General features: G+C 74.0%; 19 protein-coding genes. 15 read left to right on the forward strand and 4 right to left on the reverse strand.

The features are described 5' to 3' along the window. Positions 1-83 precede the first annotated feature (83 nt). The 3 genes from ACF09J_RS18985 to ACF09J_RS18995 all read left to right on the forward strand — a co-directional run bounded on the left by ACF09J_RS18985 (position 84) and on the right by ACF09J_RS18995 (position 3,142). Positions 84-1,490: a cytochrome ubiquinol oxidase subunit I gene (locus tag ACF09J_RS18985; protein WP_392306581.1), complete on the forward strand. Its 1,407-nt coding sequence runs from the start codon at positions 84-86 to the stop codon at positions 1,488-1,490. A 40-nt stretch (positions 1,491-1,530) separates the two neighbouring features. Further along, the gene (locus ACF09J_RS18990) at positions 1,531-2,541 is read left to right on the forward strand and encodes a cytochrome d ubiquinol oxidase subunit II (RefSeq protein WP_392306582.1); all 1,011 of its coding nucleotides are present in this window, start codon (positions 1,531-1,533) and stop codon (positions 2,539-2,541) included. Between the two features lie 148 nt (positions 2,542-2,689). Beyond that, a complete protein-coding gene (locus ACF09J_RS18995) occupies positions 2,690-3,142 on the forward strand; it encodes a cyclic nucleotide-binding domain-containing protein (RefSeq protein WP_392306583.1) in 453 nt (150 codons plus the stop codon). 18 nt (positions 3,143-3,160) lie between these two features. On the opposite strand, the gene ACF09J_RS19000 is transcribed toward ACF09J_RS18995, so the two are convergent. Both ACF09J_RS19000 and ACF09J_RS19005 read right to left on the reverse strand, forming a co-directional pair. Then, on the reverse strand, positions 3,161-4,468 hold the full coding sequence (locus ACF09J_RS19000) for an MFS transporter (RefSeq protein WP_392306584.1): 1,308 nt from the start codon (positions 4,466-4,468) through the stop codon (positions 3,161-3,163). Positions 4,469-4,507: 39 nt separating this feature from the next. Continuing rightward, positions 4,508-5,263 (reverse strand): TetR/AcrR family transcriptional regulator, encoded by a 756-nt coding sequence (locus tag ACF09J_RS19005; protein WP_392306585.1) that lies wholly within the window; start codon positions 5,261-5,263, stop codon positions 4,508-4,510. 98 nt (positions 5,264-5,361) lie between these two features. On the opposite strand from ACF09J_RS19005, the gene ACF09J_RS19010 reads away from it, so the two are divergent. Both ACF09J_RS19010 and ACF09J_RS19015 read left to right on the forward strand, forming a co-directional pair. After that, positions 5,362-6,576 (forward strand): saccharopine dehydrogenase family protein, encoded by a 1,215-nt coding sequence (locus tag ACF09J_RS19010; protein ID WP_392306586.1) that lies wholly within the window; start codon positions 5,362-5,364, stop codon positions 6,574-6,576. 119 nt (positions 6,577-6,695) lie between these two features. After that, entirely contained in the window at positions 6,696-7,049 is a 354-nt protein-coding gene (locus ACF09J_RS19015) for a DUF488 domain-containing protein (RefSeq protein ID WP_392306587.1), read from the forward strand. A 30-nt stretch (positions 7,050-7,079) separates the two neighbouring features. Here the strand turns inward: ACF09J_RS19015 and ACF09J_RS19020 are convergent, their stop codons facing one another. Beyond that, positions 7,080-8,753 carry an FAD-binding dehydrogenase gene (locus tag ACF09J_RS19020; protein ID WP_392306588.1) on the reverse strand — a complete coding sequence of 558 codons (1,674 nt, stop codon included), beginning with the start codon at positions 8,751-8,753 and terminating at the stop codon, positions 7,080-7,082. A 36-nt stretch (positions 8,754-8,789) separates the two neighbouring features. Then, positions 8,790-9,425: a TetR/AcrR family transcriptional regulator gene (locus tag ACF09J_RS19025; RefSeq protein ID WP_392306589.1), complete on the reverse strand. Its 636-nt coding sequence runs from the start codon at positions 9,423-9,425 to the stop codon at positions 8,790-8,792. Between the two features lie 190 nt (positions 9,426-9,615). Between ACF09J_RS19025 and ACF09J_RS19030 the strand changes: the two genes are divergently transcribed. From ACF09J_RS19030 to ACF09J_RS19075, 10 genes are all read left to right on the forward strand, one after another. Next, positions 9,616-11,376: a glycoside hydrolase family 15 protein gene (locus tag ACF09J_RS19030; RefSeq protein WP_392306590.1), complete on the forward strand. Its 1,761-nt coding sequence runs from the start codon at positions 9,616-9,618 to the stop codon at positions 11,374-11,376. Between the two features lie 75 nt (positions 11,377-11,451). After that, the gene (locus tag ACF09J_RS19035) at positions 11,452-12,516 is read left to right on the forward strand and encodes an SDR family oxidoreductase (protein WP_392306591.1); all 1,065 of its coding nucleotides are present in this window, start codon (positions 11,452-11,454) and stop codon (positions 12,514-12,516) included. Positions 12,517-12,518: 2 nt separating this feature from the next. Further along, the gene (locus tag ACF09J_RS19040) at positions 12,519-12,851 is read left to right on the forward strand and encodes a plasmid stabilization protein (RefSeq protein WP_392306592.1); all 333 of its coding nucleotides are present in this window, start codon (positions 12,519-12,521) and stop codon (positions 12,849-12,851) included. Positions 12,852-12,853: 2 nt separating this feature from the next. After that, the gene (locus ACF09J_RS19045) at positions 12,854-13,021 is read left to right on the forward strand and encodes a hypothetical protein (RefSeq protein ID WP_392306593.1); all 168 of its coding nucleotides are present in this window, start codon (positions 12,854-12,856) and stop codon (positions 13,019-13,021) included. A gap of 116 nt (positions 13,022-13,137) precedes the next feature. Next, positions 13,138-13,593, forward strand: a complete 456-nt coding sequence (locus ACF09J_RS19050) for a hypothetical protein (RefSeq protein WP_392306594.1) — start codon at positions 13,138-13,140, stop codon at positions 13,591-13,593. Next, the gene (locus tag ACF09J_RS19055; RefSeq protein WP_392306595.1) at positions 13,590-13,883 is read left to right on the forward strand and encodes a monovalent cation/H+ antiporter complex subunit F; all 294 of its coding nucleotides are present in this window, start codon (positions 13,590-13,592) and stop codon (positions 13,881-13,883) included. Before ACF09J_RS19050 ends, ACF09J_RS19055 begins: the two co-directional genes overlap by 4 nt. Before the next feature lie 55 nt (positions 13,884-13,938). Beyond that, positions 13,939-14,235 (forward strand): cation:proton antiporter, encoded by a 297-nt coding sequence (locus ACF09J_RS19060; RefSeq protein WP_392306596.1) that lies wholly within the window; start codon positions 13,939-13,941, stop codon positions 14,233-14,235. Continuing rightward, the gene (locus tag ACF09J_RS19065; RefSeq protein WP_392306597.1) at positions 14,232-14,519 is read left to right on the forward strand and encodes a Na(+)/H(+) antiporter subunit B; all 288 of its coding nucleotides are present in this window, start codon (positions 14,232-14,234) and stop codon (positions 14,517-14,519) included. The genes ACF09J_RS19060 and ACF09J_RS19065 overlap by 4 nt, the downstream gene beginning before the upstream one ends. After that, entirely contained in the window at positions 14,516-15,301 is a 786-nt protein-coding gene (locus ACF09J_RS19070; RefSeq protein WP_392306598.1) for an MnhB domain-containing protein, read from the forward strand. Before ACF09J_RS19065 ends, ACF09J_RS19070 begins: the two co-directional genes overlap by 4 nt. Continuing rightward, entirely contained in the window at positions 15,301-15,648 is a 348-nt protein-coding gene (locus tag ACF09J_RS19075; RefSeq protein WP_392306599.1) for a sodium:proton antiporter, read from the forward strand. The genes ACF09J_RS19070 and ACF09J_RS19075 overlap by 1 nt, the downstream gene beginning before the upstream one ends. The last annotated feature ends 2 nt before the right edge of the window (positions 15,649-15,650 follow it).

Consider the following 15,650-nt stretch of genomic DNA (forward strand, 5'->3'; position numbering starts at 1 on the left):
CCGTCCAGCCAGGGCTTTTTCCTGCGCTCGCCCGGTTGGAAAATCCCGGTTCGGTCCGCTTCAGCCGGGTACTGGCAGTCCTCGTGATACGCGCTCTGCTCCCCGGTCCGGCGGTACTCGCCGTCGACGCGGTGCGCCGGGCGACCGAGGGCGACCTCGCGGCGGCGCGGGCGCAGATGGGGTTCTCCCTCGCCTGGCACATCATCGTGGCCTGCCTCGGGGTCGGGCTGCCGGTACTGACCCTGCTCGCGGAGTGGTACGGCATCCGCACCGGGAATCCGGCGCACCGGCTGCTGGCCCGCCGGTGGGCGCGCGCCATGGGCGTGCTGTTCGCGGTGGGCGCCGTCTCCGGGACCATCCTCAGCTTCGAGATGGGGCTGCTGTGGCCCGGTCTGATGGGCAGGTTCGGACAGGTGATCGGGCTGCCGTTCGCCCTGGAGGGCATCGCCTTCTTCCTGGAGGCGATCTTCCTCGGGATCTATCTGTACGCCTGGGACCGGCTGACGCCCCGCCGCCATCTGCTGACCGGCATCCCCATCGTCGTCGCGGGCACCGCGTCGGCGTTCTTCGTGGTGTGCGCCAACGCGTGGATGAACCAGCCGCGCGGCTTCACCCTGCGCGACGGCAAGGTGGTGCACGTCGACCCGTGGGCGGCGATGCTCAACCCGGCCAGTCCCCCGCAGACCGTGCACATGATCCTGGCCGCCTTCATGGTGGCCTCGTTCCTGGCCGCCGCCGTGTACGCGGTGGCCCTGCTGCGCGGGCGCCGGGACGCCTATCACCGGGCCGGCTTCTTCATCCCGTTCACGCTGGGCGTGATCGTGGCCCCGTTCCAGATCGTCGTGGGCGACTGGGCGGCCCGCTTCCTGTCCCACTACCAGCCGGCCAAGCTCGCCGCGATCGAGGGCGTGTACCGCACCGGCTCCCACGTCCCGCTGACCATCGGCGGCATCGCGGGCGACAACAGGCTGAAGTACGGCCTGGAGGTTCCCGACGGGCTGTCCCTGCTCGTGGGCTACCGGCCCGGCACCGTCGTCCGGGGCCTGGACCGCGTGCCGGTCGCCCTGCGTCCGCCGGTCACCGGTGTGCACTGGGCCTTCGACCTGATGGTCGCCATCGGCTTCTTCCTGCTGCTCATGGGCGTATGGCTGCTGTGGCAGTGGTGGCGGCGCCGCACCGGCGGGGAGTTGGGCACGCCCCGCGCGTTCCTGGCGCTCGCCGCCGTCGCGGGCCCGGCCGCGGTGGTGGCCCTGGAGTGCGGCTGGACCGTGACCGAACTGGGCCGCCAGCCGTGGATCGTGTGGGGCGTGATGAGCGTGCGGGACGCCGTCAACCCCGCCCCCGGGCTGATGACCGGCCTGTGGCTGGTGCTGGTGGTGTACGCCGCCATGACCGCGGCCACCGTGTACGTCCTGCGCCGCCTGGCCCGGGGCACCCCGGTGCCGCAGGCCCCGCAGGAGGCGGACGTCACCGGCTATCCCGTCGTGTGAGGCCCGCCGGACCCCGCCGTACGACCCCTTGGAGGTGACCGTGCTCGCGGACGCGGCGCTCGCCGTGATGTGGCTGGGCCTGACCTGCTACGCCCTGTTCGGCGGGGCGGACTTCGGCGCCGGGGTGTGGGACCTGCTGGCCGGCGGGGCCGAGCGCGGGCGGGCCCGGCGCGCGCTGATCGAGCACAGCATCGGGCCGGTCTGGGAGGCCAACCATGTGTGGCTGATCTTCGTGGTGGTGATGCTGTGGTCGGCGTTCTCCCCGGTGTTCGCCGCCGTGATGTCCACGCTGTACATCCCGCTGACCCTGGCGGCGCTCGGCATCATCGCGCGGGGCGCCGCCTTCGCCTTCCGCAAGGCCAGTACCGAGCTGTGGCAGCAGCGGCTGTTCGGGGCGTGCTTCGCGCTGTCCTCGCTGCTCACGCCGTTCTTCCTCGGCACGGTCGCCGGCGGGGTGGCCTCCGGGCGCGTGCCGCCGGGGCTCGCGGCGGGCGATGTGATCACGGGCTGGCTCAATCCGACGTCGCTGCTGGGCGGAGTGCTGGCCGTGGTGACCTGCGCTCACCTGGCGGCGGTGTACCTGTGCGCCGACGCGGACCGCGAGGGACGGCCCGAGCTGGCGGCGGCCTTCGCCCGCGACGCGGTGCTCAGCGGGCTGGCGGCCGGAGTCGTGGCGCTCGCGGGGATCGCCGTCCTGCACGCGGACGCCCCGGCGCTGTTCCACGGGCTCACCCACCGGGCGCTGCCGCTGGTGGTCCTCAGCGCGGTCGCCGGGCTCGCCGGACTCGGCCTGCCGGCCCGGCGGCGGTACGTGGCCGCCCGCGGGGCCGCCGCCCTGGCGGTCGCGGCGATCCTGTGGGCGTGGGGCGCGGCCCAGTACCCGGCCATGCTGGTCGGCGGCACCACCGTCCGGCAGGCCGCGGCGCACCCCTCCGTGCTGACGGCGGTCCTGGTGTCGCTGGGCGTCGGCGCGGTGCTCCTGGTCCCCTCGCTGTGGCTGCTGTACGCCACCTTCCAGCGCGCGTCGGCCGGACAGTCCTCGTCGCGGTGAGCGAAGTGTGAGCGGAGGGTGACGAGCCGCCCCGGTCCGTGAGGAAGGCGAGGAGTCGCCTCCGCCGAGGTGCCCGAGGGATCCGCAGCCGCTGAAATGGGGAGGAGGCACATGCGGGGAACCCATCGCCGGCGAGGAGCTTCGGGTCATGACCAAAGCGATAAAACTGCTGACCGCCCTCCCCCAGAAACAACGCGAGCGCCTGATGGAGGTCGCGCGTGAGGTCTCCTTCCCCGAGGACACGAGGATCTTCGAGGCGGGGGGAACGGCCGACCGCTTCTGGGTCATCCGCTCCGGCGCCGTGCACCTGGACCAGCAGGTGACGCCGACCCGCCGGGTGACGGTGGCGTCCCTCGGCGCGGGCGACCTGCTCGGCTGGTCCTGGCTGTTCCCGCCGTACCAGTGGGACTTCGGCGCGTCGGCGTTCAGCCAGGTCCGCGCCTACGAGTTCGACGCCTCGGCGGTGCTCGCGCTGTCCGTGGAGGATCCGCTGCTCGGGCTGTCGCTGGTGCGGACCGTCGCCGAGGTCCTGGCCCACCGGCTGGAGCTGACCCGGGGCAAGCTCCTGGAGCAGTACACCCTCCCCCGGCGCACCCACTGACCGGTCCCGTCCGGCGGGTCAGATCCGGTAGCGGCGCAGCGCGGGGACGGCCGCCGCGAGGCCGAGCATCAGGGCGACCACCAGCAGGCCGCCGCCGGCCACCGCGGCGCGCGGGCCGAAGGCCGAGCCGGCCGTGCCGTGCAGGACGTCCGCGAGGCGCGGTCCGCCCGCGACGACGACCGTGAAGACGCCCTGCATACGGCCGCGCATCTCGTCGGTGGCGGCGGACAGCAGGATGGCGCCGCGGAACACCATGGAGACCATGTCGGCGACTCCGGCGGCCGCCAGGAACAGCACCGCGAACCACAGGCTGCGGCTCAGCCCGAACGCGGTGACGGCCGCTCCCCAGGCGGTGACCGCGCCGATCACCATCCAGCCGTGCCGGCGCGCCCGGGAGAAGGCGCCGGAGAACAGCCCGCCGACCACGGCGCCCACCGGGATGGCCGCGAACAGCAGGCCGAGCGCGTGCCCTTGCCCGTAGGAGGCGTACGTCTGGGCGGCGAGCTGCGGGAACAGGGCGCGGGGCATGCCGAAGACCATGGCGACGATGTCGGCGAGGAACGACAGCAGCAGCACCTTGTGCCCGGAGATGTAGCGGAAGCCGTCGGCTATCTCCCGCATCCCCGCGCGGCGCACGGCGGATCCGGCCAGGGGCGGCAGCGCGGGCAGGCGCCACACCGCCCACACGGTGGCGCACAGGGCCACGGCGTCGATGAGGTACAGCTCGGGCAGCCCGATGACGGGGATGAGCGCGCCGGCCAGCAGCGGCCCGGCCACCAGACCGGTCTGCATGACGGTCGAGCCGAGGGCGTTGGCGGCGGGCAGTTCCCCGGCCGGGACCAGCCGGGCGATGGAGGCGTTGCGGGCCGGGGAGTTCAGGCCGAAGAAGGCCTGCTGCACGGCGAGCAGCACCATCAGCACCACGACCGAGTCGAACCGGGCCGCGGCCTGGAGCCAGAACAGCAGCGAGGTGACGGCGATGCCGCTGTTGGTGATCAGCAGCAGCTTGCGGCGGTCCACCGTGTCGGCGACCGCGCCGCCCCACAGCGCGAAGACGACCATCGGGACCAGGCCGGCGAGGCTTGCGTAGCCGACCCAGGCCGAGGAGCCGGTGATGTCGTAGATCTGCTTGGGCACGGCGACGGCGGTGAGCTGGCTGCCGACCGCGGTCACGATGGTCGAGGACCACAGCCGGCGGAAGGCGGGGCGGCGCAGCGGCCGGGTGTCCATGGCCCAGCGGCGCCAGCCGCGCCGGCCGCCTCTGGACGGGTCGGGGGCGTCGCTCTCCGGGGCGGCGCTGCTGTCGGTGCTCTCGCTGGTGTCCACGGGCTTCCTGGTTGCTCGTTACATCTATCGGCGCGGGGTTCAGTGTCGCAGCACCGGCCGGGCCTTGGGACCGCCCGGTCGCGGATCGCCGCCGCGCACGCGCTCGAGCTGGGCCGCCGCGCTGTCGAGCAGCATGTCGAGGGCGGTGGGGTAGGCGCTGGTGACCATGCGGGTGGCGAGCAGGGGCGCCGCCTCGGCGATGCGCGGATGCGTGGTGGCGGGCAGCCGAGCGTAGGTCGAGTGCCACATCTCCTCGTCGGCGCGCAGGGCGGCGCCCGGCAGGGCCAGGGAGGCGGCGTCGAGCGCGGCGAAGGCGAGGGTCTGGTCGACGAAGGCGTGGTAGATCCGCACCGTGTCGGGCAGCGGGAAACCGGCCCCGCGCAGCACGCCCAGCACGGCCTCGTCGGCGGCCAGTTCGTGGGCCCGGCCGGAGACGCGGTTGGCGGTGACCACCGCGGCCTGCGGATGCGCGGTGTAGGCGGAGTGGATGCGCAGGCCCACCTCGCGCAGGTCGGCCCGCCACCGCCCGCTGGGCTCCCAGCCGGCCAGCGCCCGGCCGATGAGCGCGTCGCCGATCGCCAGGGTGAGGTCGTCCATGCCGCGGAAGTAGCGGTAGAGGGTGCTCGGGTCGCAGTCGAGCGCCAGGCCGAGGCGGCGGGCGGTCAGTCCCGCGCTGCCGTGCTCCCGCAGCAGCCGGAGGGCGGTGTCGACGATCAGCGTCTCGGACAGCACGGTGCCGCTCCGGGTGGGGCGGCGCCGCCGTCGCTTCTCCTCGGGGACCACCGGTTTCGCCATCGCCGCACCTCCGCCGCTTATGCCAACACCATTGACCTTACGCGACCGCACGGCGTTGTATCGGCGGTCAGCACAGAGACCGAGAGGAAGTTCTGGCCATGCGTGTACTGCTCGTGGGTGCCGGGGGTGTGGGTACGGCGATCACCCGGATCGCGGCCCGTCGTCCGTTCCTGAAGTCGATGGTCGTCGCCGACTACGACCGCGGGCGGGCCGAGTCGGCCGTGGCGGCCGTCGCCGACGGCCGGTTCACCGCCGAGCGCGTCGACGCGAGCGACGAGGCGGCGGTGGCGGACCTGCTCGCCCGGCACCGCTGCGACGTCCTGCTGAACGCGACCGACCCGCGCTTCGTGATGCCCCTGTTCCGCGCCGCCCGCTCGGCCGGCGCCGGCTATCTCGACATGGCGATGTCCCTGTCCCGGCCGCACCCCGAGCGGCCGTACGAGGAGTGCGGGGTCAGGCTGGGCGACGAGCAGTTCGCGCTGGCGCCGGACTGGGAGAAGGCCGGCGCGCTGGCGCTGGTCGGCATGGGGGTGGAGCCGGGCCTGTCCGACGTGTTCGCGCGCTACGCCGCCGACGAACTCTTCGACGAGATCGAGGAGATCGGCGTCCGCGACGGCGCGAACCTGACCGTCGACGGCTACGACTTCGCGCCGTCCTTCAGCATCTGGACCACCATCGAGGAGTGCCTGAACCCGCCGGTGGTGTACGAGGCCGGGCGCGGCTGGTTCACCACCGAGCCGTTCAGCGAGCCGGAGGTGTTCGACTTCCCCGAGGGCATCGGCGAGGTCGAGTGCGTGAACGTGGAGCACGAGGAGGTGCTGCTGGTCCCGCGCTGGGTCGACGCGCGGCGGGTGACCTTCAAGTACGGTCTGGGCCGCGAGTTCATCGACACCCTCAAGACGCTGCACCTGCTGGGTCTCGACCGCACCGAGCCGGTCACCGTGCCGGGCCCGGACGGGCCGGTCGCCGTCTCGCCCCGGGACGTCGTCGCTGCCTGTCTGCCCGACCCGGCGACCTTGGGCGAGCGGATGCGCGGCAAGACCTGCGCGGGCACCTGGGTGCGCGGCACCCGGGACGGCGCGCCGCGCGAGGTCTACCTGTACCACGTGGTCGACAACGAGTGGTCCATGGCCGAGTACGGGTGCCAGGCGGTGGTGTGGCAGACGGCGGTCAATCCCGTGGTCGCCCTGGAACTGCTGGCCACGGGCGCCTGGTCCGGAGCCGGTGTGCTGGGCCCCGAGGCGTTCCCGGCCCGTCCGTTCCTGGACCTGCTGACGGAGTACGGCTCCCCGTGGGGGATGCGCGAGCAGTGACCGGATCCGGCGCCGTTCGGGTCATGCCGGGCCTCTCCCGCCCGCGGGGTGCGGCCGTGTCCGGGGCGTACCGCGGTACGCTCCGGACACGTTTCCCCCGCACCGAGAGAGGCCCGACCGTGAGCGTCCGTGTGCGCCGCATCTACGATCCGCCCGAGGCCGACGACGGTGTGCGGGTCCTGGTCGACCGGCTCTGGCCGCGCGGGGTCTCCAAGGAGGACGCGCACATCGACGAGTGGCCGAAGGCCATGACGCCGTCCACCGAGCTGCGCCGCTGGTACCACGGCGGCGGGGGATCGTACGAGGAGTTCCGGCGCCGTTACGAGGCCGAGCTCGCCGAGCCGGAGGCGGCCGAACTCCTCGACCACATCAGGAAGTTGACCCGCCGTGGCCAGGTGACGCTGCTGACCGCGTCCAAGGAGCCGGAGCAGAGCCAGGCCTCGGTGGTGGCGGGGCTGCTGAAGAAGAAGTGAGCCCGTCGACCCCCGTGCTGTGAAGCCCGCTCAGGCGGTCTGCCGTGCGGCGGCCCGCCCCGCGGCGCGCCCGGAGAACAGGCACCCGCCGAGGAAGGTGCCCTCCAGGGCGTTGTAGCCGTGGAGGCCGCCGCCGCCGAAGCCCGCGACCTCGCCGGCCGCGTAGAGACCGTCGATGACCCGCCCGTCACGGCCGAGGGCGCGCGAGTCCAGGTCGGTCTGGATGCCGCCGAGCGTCTTGCGGGTCAGGATGTGCAGCTTGACGGCGATCAGCGGTCCGGCCGCCGGGTCGAGGACACGGTGCGGGGCGGCCACCCGGCCGAGGCGGTCGCCGATGTAGCGGCGGGCGTTGTGGATGCCCTGGACCTGGGTGTCCTTGCTGTAGGGGTTGGCGATCTGGAGATCGCGGGCCTCGATCAGGCGCCGCACCCCGGCCGCGTCCAGGAGGGGCTTGCCGGTCGACTGGTTCATCTTCTCGACCAGCTCTTCCAGGGTGCGGGCGATCAGGAAGTCCTCGCCGTGCCGCAGGAAGTCCCGCACCGGTCCGGGCGCGCCCTTGCCGAGCAGGCGGTCGCGCAGCACGGCCTTGCGGTCCCTGGCCGTGATGTCGGGGTTCTGCTCGGAGCCCGACAGGGCGAACTCCTTCTCGACGATCCTGCGGGTCAGCACGAACCAGGAGTGGTCGTACCCGGCGATGTCCTCGGTGGTGCGCAGGTGTCGGAGGGTGCTGAGCGTGTCGTAGCCGGGCAGGCAGGGGTCGGGCAGCCGGCGGCCGAGGGCGTCCAGCCAGACCGACGAGGGGCCGGGCAGGATGCGGATGCCGTGGCCCGGCCAGATGGGGTTCCAGTTCCGCAGGCCCTCGGTGTAGTGCCACATGCGGTCGCGGTTGACCAGCCGTACGCCGGCCTCCTCGCTGATGTCGAGCATCCGGCCGTCGACGTACGCCGGGACGCCGGTGACCATCCGCGACGGCGGGGTGCCGAGCCGCTCGGGCCAGTGGCGGCGGACGAGGCCGTGGTCGGCGCCGATGCCGCCGGAGGTGACGACGACGGCCTGCGCGGTGAGCTCGAACGCGCCGGTCTCCTCGCGGTTGGAGGCGACACCGCGGGGCGCGTCGTCCTCGGCGAGCACCGTGCCCCGCACACCCTGGACGGCGCCGTCCTGGACGACGAGTTCGTCGACCCGGTGGCGGTGGTGGAAGGTGAGCAGCCCGTCGCGCGCGGCCTGGAGGGCGTACTCGGCGAAGGGTTCCACGACGCCCGTGCCGGTGCCCCAGGCGATGTGGAAGCGGGGTACGGAGTTGCCGTGGCCGTCGGCGCGCAGATCGCCGCGCTCGGCCCAGCCGACCGTCGGCAGCAGCGTGATGCCGTGCCCTTCCAGCCAGGACCGCTTCTCGCCCGCCGCGAACTCGACGTAGGCGCGCGCCCAGCGCACCGCCCAGGAGTCCTCGTCGTCCAGCCGGTCGAACCGCGCGCTGCCCTGCCAGTCGTTCCAGGCCAGCTCGAGGGAGTCCTTGACGCCGAGCCTGCGCTGCTGCGGGGTGTCGACGAGGAACAGCCCGCCGAAGGACCAGTACGCCTGCCCACCGAGGTTGGCGGCGTTCTCCTGGTCGACGAGGGCGACCCTGCGGCCCCGGCTGGTCAGTTCGTGCGCCGCGACCAGGCCCGCGAGGCCCGCTCCGACGACGATGACGTCGGCGTCCATGGCGACCGTCCCCTTCCTCGGTTTCCCGGGTGTCTCTCAGATGTCTCGTGATCCGCGTGCGGCGGCGCCGCCGTCGGTGAGCAGCGCGGTGAGCAGTTGTCCGAGCCAGGCGCGCGCGCCGTCGACGTCCTTGTCGAGGAGCAGTCGGGTGGTGACCCCGTCGTACGCGGCGACGACCGCGTGGGCGGCGCCGTCCGCGTCGCCGAGGACGGCGGGCAGCGGGGTGCGGGCCCGGGAGAGCCGGTCGGCGACGGCCCGGCGCAGTCGCGCGCGGTGTTCCAGCAGCGTCCGGGCCACGGCCGCGTCGCGGGCGGCGTGCACCAGGAAGTCGGTCTTGACCAGGAGCCAGTCCCGGTCGAGGAGCAGCACGTCGGTGACCCGGTCGACCGCGGCGGCCACGTCGAGGTCCGGGCCGTCGAGGGCGAGCGCCCCGGCCACCTGGTCGGCGATCAGCCCGGCCCGTTCCCGGTACAGGGCGAAGAACAGCTCGTCGAGGGTGGCGAAGTTGGAGTAGAAGGCGCCCCTGCTGTAGCCGGCGGCCTCACAGACCTCCTCGATCGACACCCGGCCGAAGCCCTTGGCGGCGAACACCGTGAAGGCGGCGTCGAGCAGGTTGGCCCGCGTCCGCTGCCGGCGCCGGGTGACGCGCTTTTCCGTGCCCTCGACCGCCATGCCACCACCTCTGTTCGATACGTGAATGTATCCGATACACCGTTGTATCGAAAGGGCCCGCGGGAAGAGACCCCGGAAGCGGGCGAGGTTTCGTCGAGGCGCCCGTGGTCATTCGGCCGATGAGCCGTGTTCACGTCACGGCGGCCGACGGGTGCCGCGGGCGCGTCGGGACCGGGAAGGAGTGGGAACCGTGAACTCGTCCGGCGCCGTCCCCGCACCGCACACGCTGCGCGACTACGCCCTGCTCGCGGACGGCGAGCGCGGCGCCCTGGTGGGGCCGCGCGGCGACATCGTGTGGATGTGCGCCCCCGCCTGGGACAGCGAGGCCGTCTTCGCCGCCCTGATCGGCGGCCCCGGCTGGTACACCGTCACCCCCGCCGGGCCGTTCGTGCAGGGGGGCTACTACGAGCAGGGCGGGCTGATCTGGCGCAGCCGCTGGATCACGACCGGCGGCATCGTCGAGTGCCGCGAGGCCCTCGCCCTCCCCGGCGATCCGCACCGCGTCACGGTGCTGCGCCGGGTCATGGCCGTCGACGGGGACGCACGGACCGGCGTACGGCTGCACCCGGCGGCAGGGTTCGGCCGGCATCCGCTGAGCGAGCTGCGCCGCGACGAGGAGGGCCGGTGGACGGGCCGGGCCGGCGGGCTGTACGTCCGGTTCACGGGAACGCCCGGCGCCGAACCGGCGGGCGCGGACCAGCCGGGGCTGCGCGCGGAGCTGCGCCTGGCCGCCGGCACCCATCACGACCTGGTCCTGGAGATCTCGGACCGGCCGCTTCCCGGTCCGGAGCCGGCCGAGCGGTTGTGGCGGGCCACCGAGTCCGGATGGGCGGCGCGCGTGCCCGATCTGCGCGGCGCGCTGGGCCTGCGCGACGCCCGGCACGCGTACGCGGTGCTGACCGGCATGACCGGCCCGGGCGGCGGCACCGTGGCCGCCGCGACGACCAGCCTGCCGGAGCGGGCCGAGCAGGGCCGCAACTACGACTACCGGTACGTGTGGATCCGCGACCAGGCCTACATCGGCCAGTCCGTCGCGGCGACCGGCCCGTACGAACTCCTCGACGGCTCGCTGCGGTTCGTCACCGAGCGCCTGATCGAACACGGGCCCGGCCTCGCGCCCGCCTACACCGCGACGGGTGGGCCGGTGCCCGACCAGCGCACCCTCGACCTGCCCGGCTACCCGGGCGGCTTCGACGTCGTCGGCAACCGCGTCAACCGCCAGTTCCAGCTCGACGTGTTCGGCGAGAGCCTGCTGCTGATCGCGGCCGGCGCCCGCCACGACCGCGTCGGCGCCGAGGACTGGCGTGCCGCCCTTATCGCCGCCGAGGCCATCGAGGCCCACCACCGGGACGGGGACGCCGGAATCTGGGAGCTGCACACCGACCGCTGGGCGCACAGCCGGCTGATCTGCGCGGCCGGGCTGCGCGCCGCCGCGGCGGCGGCACCCGCGGGAAGTGCCGGGGCCGCGGCGCGGTGGGCGTCGCTCGCGGACCGGATCGTCGCCGAGACCTCCGCCGACAGCCTGCATCCGTCCGGCCGCTGGCAACGCTCCCCGACGGACCCCCGGGTCGACACGGCGCTCCTGCTGCCCGCCCTGCGCGGCGCCGTGCCCGCCGGCGATCCCCGTACCGTCGCCACCCTGCGCGCGGTCCGCGACGACCTCGTCCAGGACCACTTCGTCTACCGGTTCCGCCACGGCGCGCGACCGCTGCAGGACGCCGAGGGCGCCTTCCTGCTCTGCGGATTCGTCATGGCCCTGGCCGAGCACCAGCAGGGCGACGCCGTGGAGGCGGTGCGCTGGTTCGAACGCAACCGTGCCGCCTGCGGCCCCGCAGGCCTGTACGCGGAGGAGTTCGACGTCGCCCAGCGCCAACTGCGCGGCAATCTGCCGCAGGCGTTCGTCCACGCCCTGCTCCTGGAGGCCGCCACCGGACTGGCCGGCGCGGGCTGATCCGGCCGCGACCGCGCCGGCGGCCGCCTTCCCACCCCTCCGTTTGTCCCCGCGCATCAAGGAGAACCGGACCGTATGACACCTGACGAACCCGAGTGCCGCACCGTGGTGGTGACCGGAGCCAGCGGCGGGATCGGCCGCGCGGTCGCGGTCGCGTTCGCAGCCCGTGGGGATCGGCTGGCGCTGATCGCCCGTGGCCGGGCCGGACTCGACGGCGCGGTCCGCGAGGCCGAGGACGCGGGCGCCGCCAAGGCGATCGCCATCGAGGCGGACACGGCCGACCCGGAGGCGGTGGAGGCCGCGGCCCGGCGGGCCGAGGAGGAACTCGGCCCCGTCGACGTGTGGGTCAACGACGCCTTCACCTCGGTCTTCGCGCCCTTCACCGAGATCGCCCCGGTGGAGTTCCGGCGCGTCACCGAGGTCGCCTACCTCGGCTACGTCTACGCCACCGGCGCCGCGCTGCGCCGGATGCTGCCCCGTGACCGGGGTGTCGTCGTCCAGGTCGGCTCGGCGATCGCCTACCGCGGCATCCCGCTGCAGAGCGCCTACAGCGGCGCCAAGCACGCCATCCAGGGCTGGCACGAGGCGCTGCGCTGCGAGCTGCTCGCCTCCGGCACGCGGGTGCGCACGACCATGGTGCAGATGCCGGCGGTGAACACCCCGCAGTTCGACTGGGTCCGCTCGCGCCTGCCCGAACGGGCGCAGCCGGTGCCGCCGATCTACCAGCCCGAGGTCGCCGCCCGCGCCGTGCTGTACGCCGCCGACCATCCGGACAGGCGCGAGTACTGGGTGGGCGGCAGCACCGTCGCCACCCTGTTGGCGAACGCCGTCGTACCGGGCCTGCTGGACCGCTATCTGGCCCGCACCGGCTTCTCCTCCCAGCAGGACGGCCACCCGAGGCAGGCCGGGGAACCGGACAACCTTTTCCAACCGGCGGACGCGCGACGGGACTTCGGAGCGCACGGCCGGTTCGACGGACAGGCACGGGCCCGCAGCGTCCAGCAGCAGACCTCGCACGCCCTCGGCGCCCTCGCGGCGGGTGCGCGACGCGCGGCAGCGGCCGCGCCCCGGCTCGCCGCCGGGTTCGCGGCCCGGATGCGGGGCACCCGAGCCCTCCGAGCACAGAACAGGAGTGTGTGACCATGCCCCGCGGATCGAGTCCCAAGCGGGAACGACAGTACGAGCACATCAAGGACAGCGCGCTGGAGCGCGGTGAGAAGGAGGGGCGGGCCGAGGAGATCGCCGCGCGGACCGTGAACAAGGAACGCGCCCGGCACGGGGAGTCGAAGACCGCCAGCCGCACCTCGGTCAAGGACATGTCCTCCTCCCGCCGCGGCGGACAGCACTCCCACAGCGGCGCCCAGGGCCCCACCTACGACCAGCTCTACAACGAGGCCAGGCAGCGCGGCATCCACGGCCGCTCGAAGATGAACAAGGCGCAACTCGAAGACGCCCTCGGCCGCCAGGGAATGTGATCATGGTCTCCGCGACCGAGCCGCCCGTGCCCCACGACCCGCCGGCCCCGCCCGGCTCCCCCGGCCCGCCGCCCGAGCCGTCCCGCCCGCCCCGCCCGGCCGAGCCCGGCCCGGAGCCCGTACCGCCTCCCGAGCCGGGCCGGCCCCGCCCGCCCGAGCCGCCCGACTGACTCAGGGCGTCTCGACACGCTGAGCCGTACGGGTGACGCCGGGACACGCCGCCGTCCGCAGCGGCGTCCGGGGGCCGCCCGCAGTCGAACAATGGCCTGGGCGAACAGGAGGTCCGATGAGGGCTGCGACGGTGGAGATCGTGGTGTGGTGCGGGGTGCTGACCGTTCTGACGGTGGTGTCGATCAGTTCCGTCTCGCCCGTCGAACTGACGGTGGCCGGCCTGGCCTCGCTGGCCGGGGCGTTCGCGGCACGGCGGATGCGGCTGGCCGCCGGGGTGCATGTCACGGGCGTCCGCCGTGCGGCCCGGGCCGCACTGTCGCTGCCGTACGGGCTCGCGCGCGGCCTGGCCGTCCTGGTGTCCTCCGTGGCCGCGCGCCCCGCGGAGGCGACCGTACGGCGGGTGAGGCTGCGGCCCGGAGCGGACGCGGCGTGGGCCGGCACGCTGATCGCCGCGTCCCCGGACACCTGCGTGATCGGCATCCCGCGCGACGACGTGGTGCTGGTGCACGCCCTGCGTCCGGACACGGGTCCGGTCGAGGCGGCCGTGGCCCGGACGGGCGGGAGTCGGTGAACGCCTGGACGGCGGCCGCGCTGGTCCTGCTGGCCGTCCCGGTGCCCGCGTACCTGTGGGTGGTGTCCCGCGGCACCGCGATCCGCCGCCTCGCCGGGGCCGCGCTGCTGCCCACCACGGTGGGCGCCGTGTTCCTGCTCCTCCCCCAGGCCTACGACCGGCCCGCCTACCAGGACCTCGCGCTGATGCTGGCCGTCCTGGCCCCGGCCGGCACCCTCGTCTTCACCCGCTTCGTGGCGGGCCGCCGCCACGAGACACGTCCGGCCCACGATTCCCGCACCGGGACATGACGACACCGCGCCCGGCCGGCCGGTGCACGGACGGGGGCGCGCAGGGGAGTTCGCGATGACGCCGCGCCATGTGACCGTGCTCGTGCTGCTGTGGGCCGGGGTGGGCTGCATGCTGCTCTCCGCCGTCGCGGTGCTGCGGCTGCGCGGAACGCTGATGCGGCTGCACGCCCTGGCCCCGCCCTCCTGCGCGGGGGTGCCGCTGATCGCCCTGGCCGTCGCCGTCGACCAGGGGGCCGGCCGGGCCGCGGTCAAGACGCTGGTCATCGGTCTGCTCTTCGCCGTCGGCGGGACGGTCACCGCCATCTCCGTCGGCCGCGCCTCCCGGCAGGCCGAGGAGGGGGAGGCCGCGTGAACGACTGGCTGATCGGAGCCGCCCTCGCGTTCGTCGTCCTCGCCGCGACCGCGGCGGTCCTCACCCGCGACCCGTCCCGCCAGGCCGTCGTCCTGTCCGCGCTCGGCCTGGGCCTCGCGGTGCTGTTCGCGGTGCTCCAGGCCCCCGACGTCGCGCTGTCCCAACTGGCGGTCGGCACAGCGCTGACCCCCCTGCTGATCCTCCTCACCGTCCGCAAGGTCACCCGCAGGTCCAGCGGCGCCGGCGACCGCTCCGGCACGGGCGACGGCGAGGACCAGGAGTGACGGCGCGCACCCGGCTGGCCCTGTTCCTGGTCTCCGCCGCGGTGATCGCCGCCTTCTTCACCGGCGCCTGCGTCCGGCTCCCGCCGTTCGGGTCGGCCCGGCACCCCTACGGCGAACGGGCGGTGGCGGCGGCGATCGCCCACCACACGGCCAACGTCGTCTCGTCCGTGAACTTCGACATCCGCGCCTTCGACACCCTCGGCGAGGAGTCCATCCTCTTCGGCACCGTCCTCGGGGCCACCCTGCTGCTGCGGCGGGCCCGCGACGAACGCCACCGGCGCGCCGGAGCCCGGTACGTCATGCCCAGCACCCGCCTGTTCGGCACACTGCTGCTGCCCGTGACGCTGGTCGTCGGCGTGTACATCGTCGCGCACGGCCAGCTCAGCCCCGGCGGCGGCTTCCAGGGCGGCGTCGTCCTGGCCACCGCCCTGCACCTGGCCTACGTCGCCGCCGACTACCGCGCCCTGAAGAGGCTGCGGCCGCTGGCCGTCCTGGACGTCACGGACTCGATGGCCGCCGCGTCCTTCAGCCTCGTCGGCCTGGCCGGCCTGGTGGCAAGCGGCGCGTTCCTGAAGAACGTGCTGCCGCTGGGCACGTTCAACCAGATCACCTCCGGCGGCACCGTCCCGGTGCTCAACGCCGCCGTCGGCGTCGAGGTCGCGTCCGGGCTGATCGCGCTGCTCGCCCACTTCCTCGACCAGGCCGTCGAGCTCACCGACCCCGACCAGGACGGCGACGACGGCAGCTCTGACGAGCACACCGACGACAAGGGAGACCGCTAGTGGGGATCTGGCCCTACCTCGCCGCCGGATGGGTTCTGCTCATCGCCCTGTACGGGCTGGTCACCAGCCGCGACCTCATCCACGCCGTCGGCTGCCTCGCCGTCGCCCAGTCCTCCACGTATCTGCTGCTCCTGGCCGTCGGCTACCGGCGCGGCGCGACCGCCCCCGTCTACTCCGACGTCACCCCCGGCTCCCGCCCCGTCGTCGACCCGGTCGTACAGGCGCTGGCGCTGACGGACGTCGTCGTCGGCGCGACCGTCACCGCGCTGCTGCTCGCGCTGACCATCCAGCTCCGCAAGCGCCACCACACCGTCGACCCTCAGGCCCTCACCGGCCTCAAAGGGTGATC

This window comes from Streptomyces sp. NPDC014889 (assembly GCF_043081205.1).
In the GTDB taxonomy this organism is placed as follows: domain Bacteria; phylum Actinomycetota; class Actinomycetes; order Streptomycetales; family Streptomycetaceae; genus Streptomyces.